At 72.4% G+C, this 17,756-nt stretch carries 15 protein-coding genes; all 15 read right to left on the bottom strand.

Annotated features, from left to right (window positions below; genetic code table 11):
* Positions 1-18: 18 nt before the first annotated feature.
* A complete protein-coding gene (locus tag ACGFQ9_RS04985; RefSeq protein WP_393571264.1) occupies positions 19-1,410 on the bottom strand; it encodes an aspartate aminotransferase family protein in 1,392 nt (463 codons plus the stop codon).
* A complete protein-coding gene (gene hpnH, locus ACGFQ9_RS04980; RefSeq protein WP_393571262.1) occupies positions 1,407-2,435 on the bottom strand; it encodes an adenosyl-hopene transferase HpnH in 1,029 nt (342 codons plus the stop codon). The genes ACGFQ9_RS04985 and hpnH overlap by 4 nt, the downstream gene beginning before the upstream one ends.
* 5 nt (positions 2,436-2,440) lie before the next feature.
* A complete protein-coding gene (locus tag ACGFQ9_RS04975; protein WP_393571260.1) occupies positions 2,441-3,175 on the bottom strand; it encodes a 1-hydroxy-2-methyl-2-butenyl 4-diphosphate reductase in 735 nt (244 codons plus the stop codon).
* Positions 3,175-5,442, bottom strand: coding sequence for a squalene--hopene cyclase (gene shc / locus ACGFQ9_RS04970; protein WP_393571258.1), 2,268 nt, complete (start codon positions 5,440-5,442; stop codon positions 3,175-3,177). The genes ACGFQ9_RS04975 and shc overlap by 1 nt, the downstream gene beginning before the upstream one ends.
* Positions 5,443-5,557: 115 nt before the next feature.
* Entirely contained in the window at positions 5,558-6,700 is a 1,143-nt protein-coding gene (locus ACGFQ9_RS04965; protein ID WP_393571256.1) for a polyprenyl synthetase family protein, read from the bottom strand.
* A complete protein-coding gene (gene hpnE / locus ACGFQ9_RS04960) occupies positions 6,697-8,070 on the bottom strand; it encodes a hydroxysqualene dehydroxylase HpnE (RefSeq protein WP_393571254.1) in 1,374 nt (457 codons plus the stop codon). Before hpnE ends, ACGFQ9_RS04965 begins: the two co-directional genes overlap by 4 nt.
* Before the next feature lie 31 nt (positions 8,071-8,101).
* Positions 8,102-9,052, bottom strand: a complete 951-nt coding sequence (hpnD, locus tag ACGFQ9_RS04955) for a presqualene diphosphate synthase HpnD (protein ID WP_393571252.1) — start codon at positions 9,050-9,052, stop codon at positions 8,102-8,104.
* On the bottom strand, positions 9,049-10,017 hold the full coding sequence (gene hpnC, locus ACGFQ9_RS04950; RefSeq protein ID WP_393571861.1) for a squalene synthase HpnC: 969 nt from the start codon (positions 10,015-10,017) through the stop codon (positions 9,049-9,051). Before hpnC ends, hpnD begins: the two co-directional genes overlap by 4 nt.
* Before the next feature lie 315 nt (positions 10,018-10,332).
* Positions 10,333-11,112 (bottom strand): ABC transporter ATP-binding protein, encoded by a 780-nt coding sequence (locus tag ACGFQ9_RS04945; protein ID WP_393571250.1) that lies wholly within the window; start codon positions 11,110-11,112, stop codon positions 10,333-10,335.
* Positions 11,105-12,034 (bottom strand): ABC transporter permease, encoded by a 930-nt coding sequence (locus ACGFQ9_RS04940; protein ID WP_393571248.1) that lies wholly within the window; start codon positions 12,032-12,034, stop codon positions 11,105-11,107. The genes ACGFQ9_RS04945 and ACGFQ9_RS04940 overlap by 8 nt, the downstream gene beginning before the upstream one ends.
* 116 nt (positions 12,035-12,150) lie before the next feature.
* Positions 12,151-12,996, bottom strand: coding sequence for a glycosyltransferase family 2 protein (locus ACGFQ9_RS04935; RefSeq protein WP_393571859.1), 846 nt, complete (start codon positions 12,994-12,996; stop codon positions 12,151-12,153).
* Between the two features lie 35 nt (positions 12,997-13,031).
* On the bottom strand, positions 13,032-13,811 hold the full coding sequence (locus ACGFQ9_RS04930) for a CDP-alcohol phosphatidyltransferase family protein (RefSeq protein ID WP_393571246.1): 780 nt from the start codon (positions 13,809-13,811) through the stop codon (positions 13,032-13,034).
* A complete protein-coding gene (locus ACGFQ9_RS04925) occupies positions 13,789-14,850 on the bottom strand; it encodes an iron-containing alcohol dehydrogenase family protein (protein ID WP_393571244.1) in 1,062 nt (353 codons plus the stop codon). Before ACGFQ9_RS04925 ends, ACGFQ9_RS04930 begins: the two co-directional genes overlap by 23 nt.
* Entirely contained in the window at positions 14,838-15,590 is a 753-nt protein-coding gene (locus tag ACGFQ9_RS04920) for a sugar phosphate nucleotidyltransferase (RefSeq protein WP_393571243.1), read from the bottom strand. The genes ACGFQ9_RS04925 and ACGFQ9_RS04920 overlap by 13 nt, the downstream gene beginning before the upstream one ends.
* Positions 15,587-17,419 carry a DUF5941 domain-containing protein gene (locus ACGFQ9_RS04915; RefSeq protein ID WP_393571241.1) on the bottom strand — a complete coding sequence of 611 codons (1,833 nt, stop codon included), beginning with the start codon at positions 17,417-17,419 and terminating at the stop codon, positions 15,587-15,589. Before ACGFQ9_RS04915 ends, ACGFQ9_RS04920 begins: the two co-directional genes overlap by 4 nt.
* Positions 17,420-17,756: the final 337 nt, after the last annotated feature.

Below are 17,756 nucleotides of genomic sequence, written 5' to 3'. Positions count from 1 at the left end.
GCAGGCCGGAGCGGGCCGTCACCGGTTGGCGACGGCCTGCTTCACCAGCGTCCGGCCGAACTCCCACATCAGCCCGCCGCCCTGGTGCGCCTCGTCCATGACGTCCCGGAACGCGGTGACGAACCGCTCCACGTCCCGCTCGTCGACGATCAGCGGCGGAATGAGCTTGATGACCTCCAGGTGGTCCCCGGAGACCTGGGTGAGGATCCGGTGCTTCCGCAGCAGCGGAACCACCACCATCTGGGCGAACAGCCCCTTCCGGGCGGCCTGCAGCATCGCCCAGCGGCTGCGCAGCCCGAGCGAGGACGGGCGCCCGAACTCGATGCCGATCATGAGCCCTCGCCCGCGGACCTCGTAGAGCAGCTCGTACTCGTCCACCAGCGCGGCGAGCCGCCCCCGCAGCAGGTCGCCCGTCGCCCGGGCGCGGTCCACGATCCCCTCGTCCTCCATCACCGAGAGCACCGCCAGGCCCGCCGCCATCGCCTGCGCGTTGGAGCCGAAGCTGGCCGAGTGGACGAGCACCCGGTCCATGGACGAGTAGACCTTCCGGAAGATCCACTCCCGCCCGAGGGTGGCCCCGACCGGCACGTATCCGCCCGAGAGCGCCTTGGCCACGCACACCAGGTCCGGTTCCACGCCCTTCTCGTGCTGGTACGCGTAGAAGTCCCCGGTGCGTCCGAGCCCGGTCTGCACCTCGTCCGCGATGAGCAGGGCCTTGTGCCGGTGCAGCAGTTCCTGGGCCGCCCGGAGGAATCCGGGCGGTGCCGCGTGCACCCCCTTGCCCTGGATCGGCTCCACCACGAAGGCCGCCACGTCGCCCTTCCGCAGCTCCCGCTCCAGCGCGGCCAGGTCACCGAGGGCGATCTTCGTGTCGGGCAGCAGCGGGGCGAAGCCGTCCCGGAACCCGCCCTCCCCGTTGACCGAGAGCGAGCCGGTGGTGAGCCCGTGGAAGGCGTGGTCGCAGTAGAGCACCCTGGGCCGGCCGGTGGCGTACCGGGCGAACTTCAGCGCGGTCTCCACCGCCTCCGTCCCGCTGTTGCCGAAGAACACCCGGTCCAGGTGCGGGCTGTACGACAGCAGCTTCTCGGCGAGCAGCCCCGGCAGCGGCTGGCAGTCGAACCGGGTGAGGTCGGCGAGCTGGGCGTCCAGGACGTCGTGCAGGGCGCGGCGGACCACGGGGTGGTGGCGGCCCAGGCCCATCACCCCGAACCCGGCCAGCATGTCCAGGTAGTCGTTGCCCTCGGCGTCCCAGAAGTGGGCGCCCTCGGCCCGGACGTAGACCTTGTCGAAGCCGATGGTGCGCAGCATGCGCGGAAGTTGGTGGTTCAGGTGCCTGGCGTGCAGTTCGTACCGTTCCGCACCCCGCTCGGCCAGCAGGGCGCGGAGGTCGAACCCCGGGCTGCCGGTCACCGCTTCTCCCTGCTCCCCGAGGCGGTTTCGCGGGCGGCGCGCAGGGACTCCTTCAGCGATCCCATCGTCGCGAGCACCGCGGTCGGCTCGTAGCCGCAGTGCGCCATGCAATTCGCGCAGCGCGGGTCCTTGCCGCGGCCGTACGCGTCCCAGTCGGTGTCCTCGACGAGTTCCCGGTACGTCGGCACGTAGCCGTCGCTCATCAGATAGCAGGGGCGCTGCCATCCGAAGAGGGAGTAATTCGGGATGGCCCAGGCCGTGCACGGGAAATCGGCTTTGCCCTCCAGGAAGTCCAGGAACAGCGGCGAGTGGTTGAGGCGCCAGCGCCGCCGGTTGCCGCCCGCGAATGCCTTGCGGAAGAGGTCGCGGGTCTGTTCGACGCCCAGGAAGTGTTCCTGGTCGGGTGCCTTTTCGTAGGCATAGGCGGGTGAGATCATCATTTCGTCGACCTGGAGGTCGTCGTTGAGGTAGTCGAGGACCTCGATGACGGTCTGCGGGGTGTCGGTGTTGAAGAAGGTCGAGTTGGTGGTGACGCGGAATCCGCGCCGCTTGGCCTCCTTGATGGCGGCCACCGCCTCGTCGAAGACGCCTTCCTTGGCGACCGACTCGTCGTGCCGTTCGCGCAGACCGTCGATGTGGACGGCGAAGGCGAAGTACGGCGAGGGGGTGAAGTCGCCGAGCTTCTTGCGCAGCAGCAGGGCGTTGGTGCAGAGGAAGACGTACTTCCGGCGGGCCACCAGCTGGCGGACGATCTCGTGGATCTGCGGGTGCATCAGCGGCTCGCCGCCGGCGATGGACACCATCGGCGCGCCGGACTCCAGGACGGCGCCGACCGCCTGGGCGACCGGCATGCGCTGCTTGAGCACCCCGGCGGGGTGCTGGATCTTTCCGCAGCCCTCGCACTTCAGGTTGCAGGCGTAGAGGGGCTCCAGTTCGACGATCAGAGGGAACTTCTCGCGCTTCCGGAGCTTCTGTTCGAAGAGATAGGTCCCGACCCTGATGGACTGTCGCAGCGGCATGGCCATCTGGCTCACCTCCTGGGGAGCAGCAACGAACGGTGCCAGTCGAAAAAAGCGGGCAGTACGGCACGGAGAACACGGAAGGCCGATATTCCACCGCGCACCGTGCCGATACGGACGAGCTCGTGCTCGGGGGCGTCCACGATCACCCGGACGGCGGCAACGGGCGGCCTCCCGGCCGGGCCCGGCCCGGCAGCGTGTTCGCCGGCCGGCGTCCGGAGCCGTGCTGCCGCCCACAGGGTGGCCGCCGACTCCATGTCGACGGCGACCGCGCCGGTGGCGGCCCGCAGCTCGGCGCGCTCGTTCCCGCGTACGACGTGGTCGGCGCCGGTGAGCGGGCCGGTGTGGACGGTACGGCCGGGCAGCAACCGGGCCAGTGTCTCGGCGAGCAGCGCCGTACCGTCGCACAGGACGGTGCCGCGCGGGTCCCGGGTCTCGGTGGCGACCACCAGGTCGCCGGGGTGCATGCCCGGCACGAGCCCGGCGCAGAAGCCGGTGGCGACCAAGGCCGCCCCGTCCATGCCGGGTGCGGCGAGCGCCGCGCCGACGGCCCGTTCGGCGGCGCGCGGGCCCATCCCGGTACGGATCACCGCCAGCGGATCGGGCGCTCCCGGCCGGTCGGCCCGGCCCAGGGCGAGGCGTTCGATACCGAGCGCGCAGGCCACGATCAGTGCGCCCGGCGGGGCCGCTGCCCCGTCCGGCGCCGCCGCGGCCCCGGCCGCCCGGCCGGCCCGCTGCGCGGCCATCACGCCTCCCCCAGGGGATCCACCGGGTCCGAGGCGGCGCTCCACGCGTCGGCCGCCGCGGGCGCTGCCGCCGGGGCGGTGGAACCCCCGCCGGTGCCGGAGGACGCCGTGGCGGACGCCCCGGCGGCGGGGCCCGACGGCCCTGCCGGGGAGCCGAACGGCTCGCCGTGCAGGTAGCGGCCCAGGGCCGTGAGGGGGAACACCTGCCGGTACAGGTGGTAGTTGATGGAGAAGTCCCAGGGGAAGCCGGTGCCGGTGAAGTGCGGCTCGTCCCAGGAGCCGTCCTCCCGCTGGGTGTCGGTCAGGTATCCGATGCCCCGTTCCACGGCCTTGCCGTCCCGCTCCCCCGCCGCCAGCAGCGCGAGCAGGGCCCACGCGGTCTGCGAGGGGGTGGAGTCGCCGCGGCCGGCCCACCGCTCCGGGTCCCGGTAGGAGCGCTGGTCCTCGCCCCAGCCGCCGTCGTCGTTCTGTACGGACTCCAGCCAGGCCACGGCACGCCGCACCGCGGGGTGCGAGGCGGGGATCCCGGCGGCGGCCAGGGCCGGCAGCACCGACCCGGTGCCGTACACGTAGTTGGTGCCCCAGCGTCCGAACCAGGCACCGCCCGGCTCCTGTTCGGCCAGCAGCCACTCGATGCCCCGCCAGGTGCGCGGGTCGCCCGCCCGGCCCTCCACCGCGAGCATCTCCACCACGTGCGCGGTGACGTCGGCCGACGGGGGGTCGATGACCTCGCCGAAGTCGCAGAACGGCAGCCGGTTGGGGAGCGGGCTGGTGTTGTCCGCGTCGAACGCGCCCCACGCGCCGTTGCCCGACTGCATGCCGAGGCTCCAGGAGACGCCGCGGGCGATCGCGGCCTCCATCCTGGCCGGGTCGGGGTGCCTGATGCGGCGCAGGGCGAGCACGACCTCGGCGGTGTCGTCGATGTCCGGGTAGTTGTCGTTGTGGAACTCGAAGGCCCAGCCCCCGGGGGCGAGCCTGGGCCGCCGAACGGCCCAGTCACCGATCTTGGTGATCTCCTCGCCGAGCATCCAGTCGGCCGCGGCGACCAGGGCGGGGTGATCGGCGGGCAGGCCCGCGTCGGCGAGCGCGATCGCGGCCAGGCAGGTGTCCCAGACCGGGGACTGGCACGCCTCGATCATCCGGGCACCGTCCTCGCGCCAGACCGCGAACCGGTCCAGGGACTCCAGGCCCGCCCGCATCACGGGGTGCTCCAGGTCGTACCCGAGGAGGCTCAGGGCGATCACCGAGTACACGGCGGGCGGCTGGATGCCGCCCCAGCAGCCGTCGTTCTCCTGCCGTTCGATGATCCAGCGGGCGGCGGAACGCATGGCCGCACCGCGCAGCCGGCGCGGGGCCACCTTGCGGTAGAGGTGCAGCACCTTGTCCATGCGCTGGAAGACGCCGTCCCAGCTCCCGGCGGAGGCGAGCGGTCTGGCCGGGTGGGGATCGCGGGCGTCGGTGTGCAGCTCGTCCAGGGCGAAGGGGGCGGGCCGGACGGGCCGGTGCGCGGACACGACGGTCAGCGGGACGATGGTCTGCCGGGCCCAGCAGCCGAAGTCGTAGATGTTCAGCGGCACCCAGGGCGGCAGGAACACGAGCTCCGGCGGGAGTTCGGGCAGGTGGTCCCAGCTCCACCAGCCGAACAGGGCGAGCCAGATCCGGGTGAACACGCGGGCGGAGGCGATGCCGCCGCGGGCCCGGATCCACGCCGACGCGCGGACCATGTGCGGGGCGTCGGGCGGGTCCCCGGCCAGCCGCAGGGCGACGTACGCCTCGATGGTGGCGTTGAGGTCGGGCGGTCCGCCGTGGAAGGTGGCCCAGGTGCCGTCCGCGCCCTGCTCGCCGCGGATGAACAGGGCGGCGGCCCGGGTGGTCGGCTCGTCCCGGATGCCGAGGTACTGCCGCAGCAGGAGGTCCTCGGCGTCCATGGTGACGTTGGTCTGCAGGTCGCCCTTCCACCATCCGGCGGGGTCCTGGCGGGTGAGCAGGTGGGCCGTCGCCCGTGCGACGGCGTCCTCGACGGGGCTCGGCGCCCCGGGCCGGCCGCCGGCCGGCCGTCCGGCCGTGGCGGGTTCGCCGTCCGCTCCGCGCCTGGCCGGGCCGGCCTGGGAGCGGGACCGGGACCGGGACCGGACGGAGCCGGTCGGCGCCCCGGGCCCCGGGCCGCCGCCGTGCGGGACCTCCTGGGGCCCGCCGGCCGCGGCTTCGGTGTTTCCGCTGGTCGGATCCCCGCCGGGGTTGGCGGGTCCGTCCGTCGTCGCTGTCATGGCTTCCCCTTCGTGCAGTGTCCTCTGCTGTGCTGGGGTATGCCGTCGGCCGGCGCGCTACGGGCTGCCGGCGCCGGCCGGCGACTCGCGGGTCATATGCCCGTACGGGTGGTGCTCACTTCTTGCGGACGACCACGAAGTCGGCCAGCTCCACGAGCTGTTCGCGGACCCGCTGCGGCATGTCCACGTCCTCCAGGGCCCGGACGGCCACGGCGTGCTGGCGGCGCGCCTCGTCGGCGGTCCACTGACGGCCGCCGGCCTGCTCGATGAGGGCGGCGCGGTGGGCGAACTCGGCCTCCGAGAAGTTCTCGAAGTCGCTGCTCTTGGCGTCTTCGGCGAGCAGCCGCGCGAGTTCCTCAGAGGCCTCGCCGCCGGCCGCGAGGGCGGCGACCACCGGCAGGGACTTCTTCCGCTGACGCAGGTCGCTCCAGGTCTGCTTGCCGGTGGACTCCGGGTCGCCCCAGATGCCCAGCAGGTCGTCGACGGCCTGGAAGGCGAGGCCGAGGTGGTAGCCGTACTCCTCCAGCTTGTCGGCCGTACGGTCGTCGGCGCCGCCGAGCACCGCGCCGATGGACACGGCGCAGGCGAGCAGCGCGCCGGTCTTGTTGCCCTCCATCTCCAGGCACTCCTCGACGCTCACGCGCTCGCGGTGCTCGTAGGAGATGTCCTGGGCCTGGCCGTCGATGAGCTTGCGGCTGGCGATGGTCAGCCGGTGGGTGGCGCGGGCGGCCTCGGCGGTGCCGAGCTCCAGCAGCACCTCGTTGGCCAGGGCGAACAGGGCGTCGCCGACCAGGATGGCCTGGGCGGGGCCGTGCACCTTCCAGACGGTGTCGCGGTGGCGGCGCTGCTCGTCGCCGTCCATCAGGTCGTCGTGCAGCAGCGAGAAGTTGTGCACGAGCTCGACGGCGACGGCGCCGGGGATGCCGACCTCGGGCGACGCGCCGGCGGCCTCCGCGGAGAGCAGGGCCAGCGCGGGACGGACGGCCTTGCCGCCGTCCCCGTCGGCGGGGTTGCCCTGGGCGTCGATCCACCCGAAGTGGTAGGCGGCGACGGTGTTCATGGGCGGTGCGAGCCGGTCGACGGCCGCACGGAGCTCCGGGGTCGAGAGCGCGCGTCCGCGCTCCAGCAGCGCGAGCGTGTCCGCCTTCGCGACGTTGCCCGTATGGTTCCCCGGGTTCACTGGCTCTCCTCTTGTTCCTGTACGTGCTGTCGTGGTGCCGGTCTTGCTGGTGGTGCCGGTGGTGCCCGTGAGGGTCATGCCGCCTCCTGAAGTCGGTTCTCGCGGGGGCGGCCGAGCACGGCAAGAGCGGCGTGCGCCGCGCCGAGACCGCTCCGGACGGCGCTCTCCATGGTCGCGGGCCAGCCGGTGGCCGTCCACGAACCCGCGAGGTAGAGGCCGGGCGCGTCGGTGCGGGCCGCGGGCCGCAGCCGGCCGACGCCGGGGGTGGGTGCGAACGTCGCTGTCCGCTCCCGGGTGACGAAGAAGTCCCGGACCTTGGCGCCGCGCGCGGCCGGGAGCAGCCGCTCCAGTTCGGGCAGGTACTTGCGGCGCAGCACCTGGACGGGCTCGTCGATGTCGGCCTGCGCGGCGGACTGGGACAGCGCGAGGTACTGGCCGCCGTCGGTGAGACCGGAGGCGTCGGTGCGGTCGAAGACCCACTGGACGGGGGAGCCGAGCGCCGCGAAGAAGGGCTGCCTGAGGACCTTCCGGTCGTACACGACGTGCACGTTGAGGATGGGCGCGGTGCCGATGTCGAGCAGCTTGTCCCGGTCGTCGAGGGCACCGTGCGGCAGCAGTCCGTGCGCCTCGCGCTGCGGGACGGCCAGGACCACGGTCCCGGCGGTCAGGCTCTCGCCCTCCGTGCCGACCTGCCAGTCCCCGTCCGGGGTGCGGGAGATGCCGGTGACCCGGGTGCGCACGGCGGTGCGGACGCCGGCCGCGTCGAGGGCCTTGCGGGCCAGGGTGTCGTGCAGGTCGCCGAGCGGGACCCGGGCCCAGCCGATGTCGGCGGCGCCGGGCTCGGACAGCAGACCGGTCTTGAACACCATGGCGGCCAGCCCGAGCGAGCAGTGCCCGGCGGTGGCGTTGAGGGTGGCGATGCCGACGAGGTCCCAGAGGGCCTCGACGGTACGGGCCGACTGGCCGTGGCGGCCGAGCCAGGTCGCGAAGTCCACGCCGTCCAGGGCCGGGTCGGCGGGGTCGAGCCGGCGCAGGGCGAGCGCGGCCCGGCCGACGGCCGCGCGCTCGGCGAGAGACAGGTGGGGGTAGCGGGCCAGCGAGCCCGCCAGGTGCAGCGGGACCGGCAGCGCGGCGCGGCGCAGCCGGCCGAGCCGGGGCCCCTGGGGGTGCGCCACGTCCAGGACGGGCACGTCGAGGCGGTCCTGCAGCGGTGCGAGGGCGGTGCCCCCGATCCGGTCCAGGAACCAGCGGTAGGCGGTGCAGCAGCGCATGTAGACGTGCTGCCCGTTGTCGACGGTCAGGTCGCCGCGCTTGAAGGAGAAGGCGAGCCCGCCCAGCCGCGGCCGCCCTTCGAGCAGGGTGACGTCCAGCCCGGCCCCGGCGAGTTCGAGCGCGGCGGTGACCCCGGCGAGGCCACCGCCGACGACGACGGCACGGTGGTCGTTCACGCGTCCTCCCCGTCCTGGTGGTGTGCGGAGGTCACAGTGGCCGCCTCCTGGCGCTCTGGCGGGAGATGGTGCGCGCGTCGAGGCCGGACAGGCCGCGCACGGCGACGTACGCCTTCTCCCGGACCGGGAGCGAGACGCGGCCGCGCAGGACGGCGTACGGCTCGCGCTCGATGCGGTCGAGGAGCCGGCGGTAGATGCCGGCCATCGCGGCCACGCAGGCGCCGCTGCGCCGGTCGAGCATGGGCAGCAGCCGGTAGCCCTCGGTGAACAGGGCCCGGGCGCGCCGTACTTCGTGGTGGACCAGGCCCGGGAAGTCCGAGCCTGCCGGGGCGCGGCCGGAGTCGAAGCCCTCGGCGCAGCCGAACTTGGCGAGGTCCTCCGCGGGCAGGTAGGTACGGCCGTTGGCGGCGTCCTCGCGGACGTCCCGGAGAATGTTGGTGAGTTGCAGGGCGAGGCCGAGCGTGTTCGCGTATTCGGAGGCGCGGGCCGCGTCGCGCGCCCCGGGGGCGGTGCCGAACACGCCGAGCGAGAGCCGGCCGATGGCTCCGGCCACGCAGCGGCAGTAGTCCCTGAGCTCCTCCCAGGTCTCGTACTCCTTGCCGCGTACGTCCATGAGCACGCCGTCGATCAGCTCGTCGAGGCCGCCGAGGGGGATCGGGAACCGGCGCGCGGCGTGCGCGAGGGCGACCGCGACGGGGTCCGTGTCGTCCTCCTCGACGCGGCCGTCGCGGATCCGGCCGAGCAGCGCGCGGGTCTCCTCCAGCCGGGTCAGCTTCGCCTCGGCCGGCAGCGTGCCGTCGCCGATGTCGTCGACGCGCCGGGAGAAGGCGTACAGCGCCGACATCGCCTGCCGCTTGTCGGTCGGCAGCAGCCGGATGCCGTACGCGAAGTTGCGTGCCTGTGCGCCGGTGACGGCCTCGCAGTAGCTGTAGGCGGCGGCTACCGGTGCGGACGCGTGGGTGCCCTCCACGGTGGGGCTCACCCCTTTCTCGGCGCTGGGCGCAGTACGGCGGCCACCTCGCGGAGCAGGCCGGTCTTGGTGGGCCCGGGCGGGCCGGGAAGGACGTCGAATCCGGCGGCGGAGATCGCGCGGAGTGCGGCACGCCCGCCCCCGACGAACCCCGCGAGGAGCAGCCGGAGCCTGCCGTGCACACTGCCGACGAGGGGGGTGCCGGCGTCCAGCAGGTGCCGGGCCCGTTCGGCTTCGTAGGCGATCAGCGAGCGGACGGCCGCGCCCGCGGTGGGGGCGGCCAGGTCGGCCTCGGTGACGTGGAAGCGCCGCATGTCCTCGGCGGGCAGGTAGATCCGGTCGCGGCCGAGGTCCTCGGTGACGTCCTGGAGGTGCTCGACGATCTGCAGGGCGGTGCAGATCTCGTCGGAGCGGCGGATCCGCTCGGGGGTGGCGGTCCCGGTGATCGAGAGCACCAGGCGGCCGACGGGGTTGGCGGACAGCTCGCAGTATCCGGCGAGCTCCCGGTACGTGGCGTAGCGCGCCACCCGCTGGTCCTGCCGGTTGGCTTCGATCAGGCCGAGGAAGGGCTCGGGGGTGAGTCCGTGGGCGCGTACGACGGGCTGCAGGGAGGCCAGCAGCGGGTGGCGCGGGGTGCCGTGGAAGACGCGCCGCAGGTCGGCCTCGAAGGCGTCGAGGGCGGCGAGCCGGTCCTCGGCGGCGGCCGGGTCCAGACCCAGGAGGGCGGCGTCCGCCCCGCCGGGGGCGAGGTCGCCGTCGCCGATGTCGTCGACCAGGCGGGCGTAGCCGTAGACGGCCATCAGGCTCTCGCGCCAGGCGCGCGGGAGGAAGGCGGGGGCGACCGGGAAGTTCTCGGCCGCGGCCTTGCCGAGCGTGGCGTGCGTGACGTGCGCGAGGTCTCCGGCGTGGCCGGCGGGCGTGGCGTGCGTCGCGGGCTCGGTCGCCGGCGTGGCGTGCGGGGTGGCGTCGGGCCGGATGCCGGGCCCCGGGGTCACCGCCCGCCGCCCGGGGCGGGGACGGCCGGTCCGCCCGGTGTCCGGAGGTCTCCCGTAGCCATTGCCGTCACATCTCCCGTTCTACACGCCATCCCAATACATCCCATTTCGGACACGCCGCCCGCGATTCAGGACCGGTCCAGCTTACGTTGTACAACGCCGGGCCGAGCGCGCGGGTACACGCGGCGTTGCGGGATGTCGCGCCCGTCCCACCCGCCGGACGCCACACGACGAGGCCCCCGACGCACCCGGGTGCGTCGGGGGCCCGCCGAACGAGCCGGGCCGGGCGTGTCGCCCCTAGCGCCCGGTCTCCTTCTCGTAAGCACGGACGACCTCTTCGGTCGGCCCGTCCATCAGCAGCTCGCCCTTCTCCAGCCACAGCACCCGGTCGCAGGTGTCCCGGATCGACTTGTTGCTGTGGCTGACCAGGAACACCGTGCCGGCTTCCTTGCGCAGCTCGCGGATCCGCTCCTCGGAGCGGATCTGGAACTTGCGGTCACCGGTGGCCAGCGCCTCGTCGATCATCAGCACGTCGTGGTTCTTGGCGGCCGCGATGGAGAAGCGCAGGCGCGCCGCCATGCCGGAGGAGTACGTGCGCATGGGAAGGGAGATGAAGTCGCCCTTCTCGTTGATGCCCGAGAAGTCGACGATCTCCTGGTACCGGCCGAGGATCTCCTCACGGGACATGCCCATGGCCAGGCCGCCGAGCATCACGTTGCGCTCACCGGTCAGGTCGTTCATCAGCGCGGCGTTCACACCGAGCAGCGAGGGCTGCCCGTCGGTGTAGACCTTGCCGGACTCGGTCGGCAGCAGGCCGGCGATGGCCCGCAGCAGGGTCGACTTGCCGGAGCCGTTGGTACCGATGAGGCCGATGGCCTCGCCCCGGTACGCGGTGAAGGTGACGCCGCGGACGGCGTGCACCCGGCGCACGCCGGGCTGCTCGCCCTTGCGCCGGAGTATTCTGCTCATCGCCGACGTGGCGCTGCCCTTGCCGCCGCCACCGGCGTTGACCCGGTAGACGATGTGGACGTCGTCGGCGATGACCGTGGGGATGCGCCCCTGGGAATTGTCAGCCACGGCCGTAACGCTCCTCTGCCTTCCAGAAGTAGATGAACCCGCCGGCTCCGATCACCACGGCCCAGCCGACGGCGAAGGCCCAGACGTGCGGCGGCAGGTTGCTCGCGCCGTACTCGTCGATCAGCGCGAACCGGACGAGGTCCATGTAGATCGACGCCGGGTTCCACAGCAGCAGGTCACTGACCCAGGCCGGCTGGTCCTCGAGGTAGGCCGCGATCGGGAACATCACGCCGGAGGCGTACATCCAGGTACGCATGATGAACGGCATGAGCTGCGCCAGGTCGGGGGTCTTCGCGCCCATCCGCGCGAAGACCATCGCCAGACCGGTGTTGAAGACGAACTGCAGCGCCAGCGTCGGGATCACCAGCAGCCAGGAGAGCTTCGGGTAGTTGCCGAAGGCGATCGCGATGATGAACACCACGATCATCGAGTACATCAGCTGCTGGAGCTGCTGCAGCGAGAACGAGATCGGCAGGGTGGCCCGGGGGAAGTGCAGGGCCCGGACCAGACCCAGGTTGCCGGAGATCGACCGGACACCGGCCATCAGCGAGCTCTGGGTGAAGGTGAAGACGAAGATGCCCATCATCAGGAACGGGACGTAGACGCCGGAGGGCATCTCCTTGCCCGCGCCGAGGATCACGCCGAAGATCAGCCAGTACACGGCCGCGTTCAGCAGCGGCGTCGCCACCTGCCAGATCTGGCCCAGCTTGGCCTGGCTGTACTGGGCCATCAGCTTGGCCCGCGAGAAGGCCACGATGAAGTGGCGCCGGCCCCAGATCTGCCGCACGTACTCGGCAAGCCCTGGCCGGGCCCCGCTCACCGAGAGCCCGTACTTGGCAGCGAGCTGCGAGGGGGTCAGCCCCACATCGGCGGACGGCGGCGTGCTCGTGGCGAGGGCGCCGTCGTGGGTTGTGTCACTCACAAGTTGAAACTTTCGTCTTCAAGATGCGGCAGGTGTGGGCGTCGGGCTCAGGGCACCGGCTCCGGGTACGACGTTCCATGGTCCCAGAGCGTCCATGGTCGCAGAGCCCCGGCCGGTCAGACGACGGGCGGTCGCCCCAGCCGGGTCAGCAGCCATACGGTGCGCCACTTGATCGGCTTCCGGGGCCCGGAGGGAGTCTGCCACCCCTCCTTGAATCCCGCGAACCACGCCGCCAGGGCGGACTTCGACGGACGGCGGACCAGGGTGAGCAGCACCCACACCGCGAGGTAGACGGGGACCAGGAGGAGGGGCAGGTTCCGCCGCGCCAGCCACACCCGGTTCCGGGCCACCAGCCGGTGGTACTGGGCGTGCCGGGAGGGCGACGTGGCCGGGTGCAGCAGCACCATGTCGGCCCGGTAGTCCACCATCCAGCCCGCGTCCAGGGCCCGCCAGGCCAGGTCCGTCTCCTCGTGGGCGTAGAAGAAGTCGTCGGGCAGGCCGCCGATCTCCTGGAACACCCGGGTCCGGACGATGTTGGCGCCGCCCAGGAAGGTGGTCACCCGCGAGGACCGCATCGGGTCGGAGGAGCCCAGCCTCGGCACGTGCCGGCGCTGGGTGGTGCCGGTCTCCGGATCGGCGATCCGGAAGCTGATGATCCCGAGCCGCGGGTCCTCGGCGAACGCCTGCCGGCACAGCTCCGCGGTGTCGGTGCGCTCCAGCAGTCCGTCGTCGTCGAGGAACATGAGGGCGTCCACGTCGCGGCCGCCGGGGCCGAACGCCTCGATGCCCACGTTGCGGCCGCCGGGGATGCCGAGGTTCTCCGGGAGCTCGACGGTACGGACGCCCTCGGGCAGCCCGTCCAGCTTCACGCCCTGGCAGACCACGACCACCTCGATCGGGTCGCCGTCCTGCCGGGCCACCGACTCCAGGAGCGCCTTGAGCTCGTCGGGCCGGGTTCCCATGGTGATGATCACCGCGCCGATGCGCAGCGGGGCGGTCACTTGAGCCTGCTGGAGGCGAGGACGGACACCAGGTGCAGCACCGTCTGCAGGAGCGCGATGGCGGCCAGTACGGCGACGCCGACCCGGGACCAGTACAGGTCGCCCCGCATCTGGTCCAGCACCGCCAGCACCACGATGAGCAGGGAGGCCTCGATGCCGAGGATCAGCCGGTGGAACTTCAGCGCGGCGGCGGCCCGGCGGGCGAGCGCCACGCCGGAGGAGCGGGGCTCGGCCGCGGCCTCCTGGACCGGGGCCATTCCGGCCTGGTGGCGGGCCACCCCGACCAGGTCGGTCTCGGCCTTGATCAGGATCGCGCCGAGCGCGGCGAGGGTGCCCAGGAAGGCCCACAGCCAGTCGACGCGCCCCTCGCCCCACAGGTCCGCGGCGCGCAGGCCGAAGCCGGTGAGGACGGCCGCGTCGCACAGGTAGGCGCCGACCCGGTCCAGGTAGACCCCGGACAGCGAGTACTGCTTCTTCCAGCGGGCGAGCTCGCCGTCGACGCAGTCGAGCAGCAGGTAGAGCTGTACGAAGACGACACCGAGGACGGCGCCCCAGATCCCGGGGATCAGCAGGGCCGGGGCGGCCAGCACGCCGCACAGCGTCATCAGGTAGGTCAGCTGGTTCGGCGTGACCTTGGTGTTCGCCAGCAGGCGGGTGATGCGCAGGGAGACCTCGCGCATGTACAGGCGGCCGCCCCAGTGCTCTCCGCTGCGCCGGTCCTTCACGCCCGCCGGATGGACGACCGGGCGGAGCTCAGCTACGGATGGTTTTGGCATAGTCGGCGTACGCGTCCCTGATGTCGGCTTCGGACAGGTTGAGGTGCTCCAGGACGGTGAACCGTCCCGGGCGGGTCTGCGGGGCGTATTCGACGGCCGCGACGAACTCGTCCACGCTGAACCCGATCTCCTCGGGCAGCACGGGCAGTGCGTGCCGGCGCAGCACCTCCACGAAGAGCCCGGACTGCTCCCGGGCCCCGCGCAGGTGCATCGCGAAGGCGGCGCCGAGGCCCACCTGCTCGCCGTGGAGCGCGGAGCGCCCCGGGTAGAGCAGGTCGAAGGCGTGGCTGATCTCGTGGCAGGCGCCGGAGGCCGGCCGGCTGTCCCCGCTGATCGACATGGCGATGCCGGTCAGGACGAGGGACTCGGCGAGCACCGTGAGGAACTCGTCGTCCCCGCAGCCGCCGGGGTGGCGCAGCACCGACTCGCCGGCGGTGCGGGCCATGGCGGCGGCCAGGCCGTCCACGGCCTCTCCGGTGATCTTGTGCGACAGCTCCCAGTCGGCGATCGACGAGATGTTGGAGATCGCGTCCCCGATGCCGGCCCGGATGAACCGGGTGGGGGCTTCGCGGATCACGTCGAGGTCGATCACCATGGCGATCGGGGTGGGGACACCGTAGGAACCGCGCCCGTTGTCGTTGTCCAGGATGGACACCGGGGAGCAGATCCCGTCGTGCGAGAGGTTGGTGGCGATCGCCACCATCGGCAGCCCGACCCGCGCCGCGGCGTACTTCGCCACGTCGATGATCTTGCCGCCGCCCAGACCCACCACGGCGTCGTAGCGGCGGCCCTTTATGTCATCGGCGAGCTTGACCGCCGAGTCGATGGTGCCGTCGGCGACCGGGTACCAGTCGGCGTAGGGCAGGACCGGGGCCAGCCGGGCGCGGAGCGCCCGGCCGGAGCCGCCGCTGATCGCGATCGCCAGCTTGCCGGAGGCGGAGATCCGCTGGTCGGCGAGGATGCCGTCCAGCTTGTCCATCGCCCCGTTGCTGATGTCGACGACGACCGGGGAGGGAATGAGCCTCGTCAGTACTGGCATGCGATCGTCCGGCCCTTGGCGAGGTCGTCGTGGTTGTCGATCTCGACCCACTTGACGTCGCCGATGGGGGCCACGTCGACGGTGAAGCCGCGGTTGACCAGTTCCTGGTAGCCGTCCTCGTAGTAGAGGTCGGGGTCGCGCTCGAAGGTCACCTTGAGCGCGTCGGCCAGCTCCTCGGCGGCCTCCGGCTCGATCAGGGTGACGCCGATGTACTCGCCGGTCGCGGTGGCCGGCTCCATCAGCTTGGTGATCTTGCGGACGCCCTGGCCGTCTGCCGTGATGACCTTCATCTCCTCGTCGGCCAGCTGCTTGACCGTGTCGAGGGCGAGGATGATCTTCTGGCCGTTGCCGCGGGCGGCGAGCAGCGTCTTCTCGACCGAGACCGGGTGGACGGTGTCCCCGTTGGCGAGGATCACACCCTGCTTCAGGACGTCACGGGCGCACCACAGGGAGTAGGCGTTGTTCCACTCCTCGGCCTTGTCGTTGTCGATCAGCGTGAGCTTCAGGCCGTACTTGGCCTCCAGGGCGGCCTTGCGCTCGTACACGGCCTCCTTGCGGTAGCCGACGACGATCGCGACCTCGGTGAGGCCGACCTCGGCGAAGTTGCCCAGGGTCAGGTCGAGGACCGTGAGGCTCTCCTCGTCACCTTCGGGGCCGACGGGCACGAGGGCCTTGGGGAGGGTGTCGGTGTACGGACGCAGACGGCGTCCGGCACCGGCAGCGAGGACAAGGCCGATCATGCTGGTTCTCCTTCGTCATGTACGGCGGGTGCTCCGGAGGACACCCAGAAGCGGATGCTCTCCACGAGCACCACGAGGGCCACGAACGCGGCGAGGGCCGTGAGCGCGACCGGGAAGTCAGCGCGCGCGAGGACGACGGACAGGACCACGGCCACCAGGACCCGGCCTTCGTGACCGCCGGTGATCCGCACCAGCCAGTGCGGGGGCGCGCCGGTGCCGCCGCGGATGCGGTACACCGTGTCGTAGTGATGGTAGGCGACGGCCGCCACCAGCCCGAAAGCCGCCGGAAGGGCTCCGTTCACGTCCGCCTTGACGGCCAGGATCAGCACCGTGGTGTATTCGGCGGCGCGGAACAGCGGCGGGATCAGCCAGTCCAGGGCGCCCTTGAGGGGGCGGGAGACGGCCTCTCCGGCGGCCACGGCGTAGAGCACGGCGACGGCGATCAGCACCGGGTCCCCGAAGGGCCTGGAAAGGGCCAGGCCGATCATGGCGACGGTGGCGACACCGGCGACGAGCACCGAGGTCGCGGCGGGCTTGCGGGCCTTCAGCAGGCGCCGCGGGAACTCGGCCAGCGGGCCGGAGTCGGTGAGGTCGTAGAGGGCCTGCGCGGCCCGGTCCGTCCGCCGCGCCTTGCGGGTCAGGGAGCGGAGGACGCGGCCGGCGGTGGTGTAGAGAGCACCGAGGGCGCAGCCGACCAGCAGCGCGTAGAAGACGATCCGCGGGGTGGTCGCGGCGGTGAGCACCGCGATCATCGCCCAGCGCTCGCCGATCGGCAGGATGATCATGCGGCGGGCCCAGACCGTCCAGCCGACGCTGTCCAGCCGGTCCGAGAGCGCGGCGGTGGGGCTCGTGTTGGCGGTGGCGTCGTGGTTGGCCTCGTTGAAGGCGAAGTCGACCACGTGCCGGCAGGTCATGAGGATCATCGCGCCGAGCGCGAGCGCCCAGACGTCGTCGCCGTTGCGGGCCGCGCCGAGCGCCAGACCGGCGTAGAAGGAGTACTCCTTGGCCCGGTCGAAGGTGGCGTCCAGCCAGGCGCCCATCGTCGAGTACTGCAGGGAGTAGCGGGCGAGCTGCCCGTCGGTGCAGTCCAGGACGAAGGAGACGAGCAGCAGCACGCCGGCCGCCACGTAGCCCCAGCGGTCACCGGTGGCCGCGCAGCCCGCCGCGATCAGCGCGGTGATCAGCGAGGCGGTGGTGACCTGGTTGGGGGTGAGGCCGCGGCGCGCGCACCAGCGGGCGATGTAGCGCGAGTACGGGCTGATGAAGAAGGTGGTGAAAAACCCGTCGCGGGACTTCACGGCGGAGCGCAGCCGGACCGCCTCGTCGTCCACCGCGGCGACCGCGGCAACCGCCTCGGCGCGCTCGGCCGGGCCGGCGGGCACGGCGGCGACCAGGCTGCCGAGCTCGGGCCGCTGCACCGCCGTGCCGTCCGCCTCCAGTACGTCGGCCAGCCGGCCCGCGTACGGGCCGTCCCCGTCGCGGCCGGCCCGCGCGGACGCGTCGGCCGGGGCGGTCTCGGGGACGGTGACGCGGCTCACGGCGCGGATGAGGGCGGCCCGGGCGGCCGGCTGCACGGTGAGCGCGCCGGGGACGGCGCAGGCGTCGAAGCGCGGGTCGGTGAGGGCCAGGCGCAGTGCGTGAAGGTGCCCGACGAAGGCGCTGTCCACCACGGCCACCCGCTGGTCGGCGGGTACGGCGGCCAGGGCGGCCGCCGCTCCGGCCGGGCCGTCGGCGGTGGTGACCTCGAAGCCGAGGGTGCGGAGGTCGCCTTCGATCGGTGATCCGGGGACCGGTGGGCCGGTGAGGATGGCGGTCGGCGACGAACTCACTCCTTGGAACGGGCGCCTCGTGGGGCGGCAGCACGTCGGCAGAGGCTATCGGATGAATGGAAGCCGGGGTTCACCCCCTGTTCACACCCCGACCGTCCGCCGCTTGATCATCATTGATGATCCGGGCTTCGGCCCACAAACCGCCTGGATGTTAGGGTGGGCGCAGACGCGTACGAGCTCCGTAAAGGCCGTACGGACGTCACAGGCCGGACAAATCGGGAAGGGGTGGGGTTGATGACCGTCGCAGTGATCGCTGCCGAGCGCGGCGAGATCCGGTACATCCCCGACTTCCTCCGGGCGTCCGGCCGGGCCTGACCGAACGGTTTCCACTGACCGT

Origin of the sequence: Streptomyces sp. NPDC048603 (assembly GCF_043199475.1) — a bacterium.
In the GTDB taxonomy this organism is placed as follows: domain Bacteria; phylum Actinomycetota; class Actinomycetes; order Streptomycetales; family Streptomycetaceae; genus Streptomyces.
This window is presented reverse-complemented; position numbering and strand designations above follow the sequence as displayed.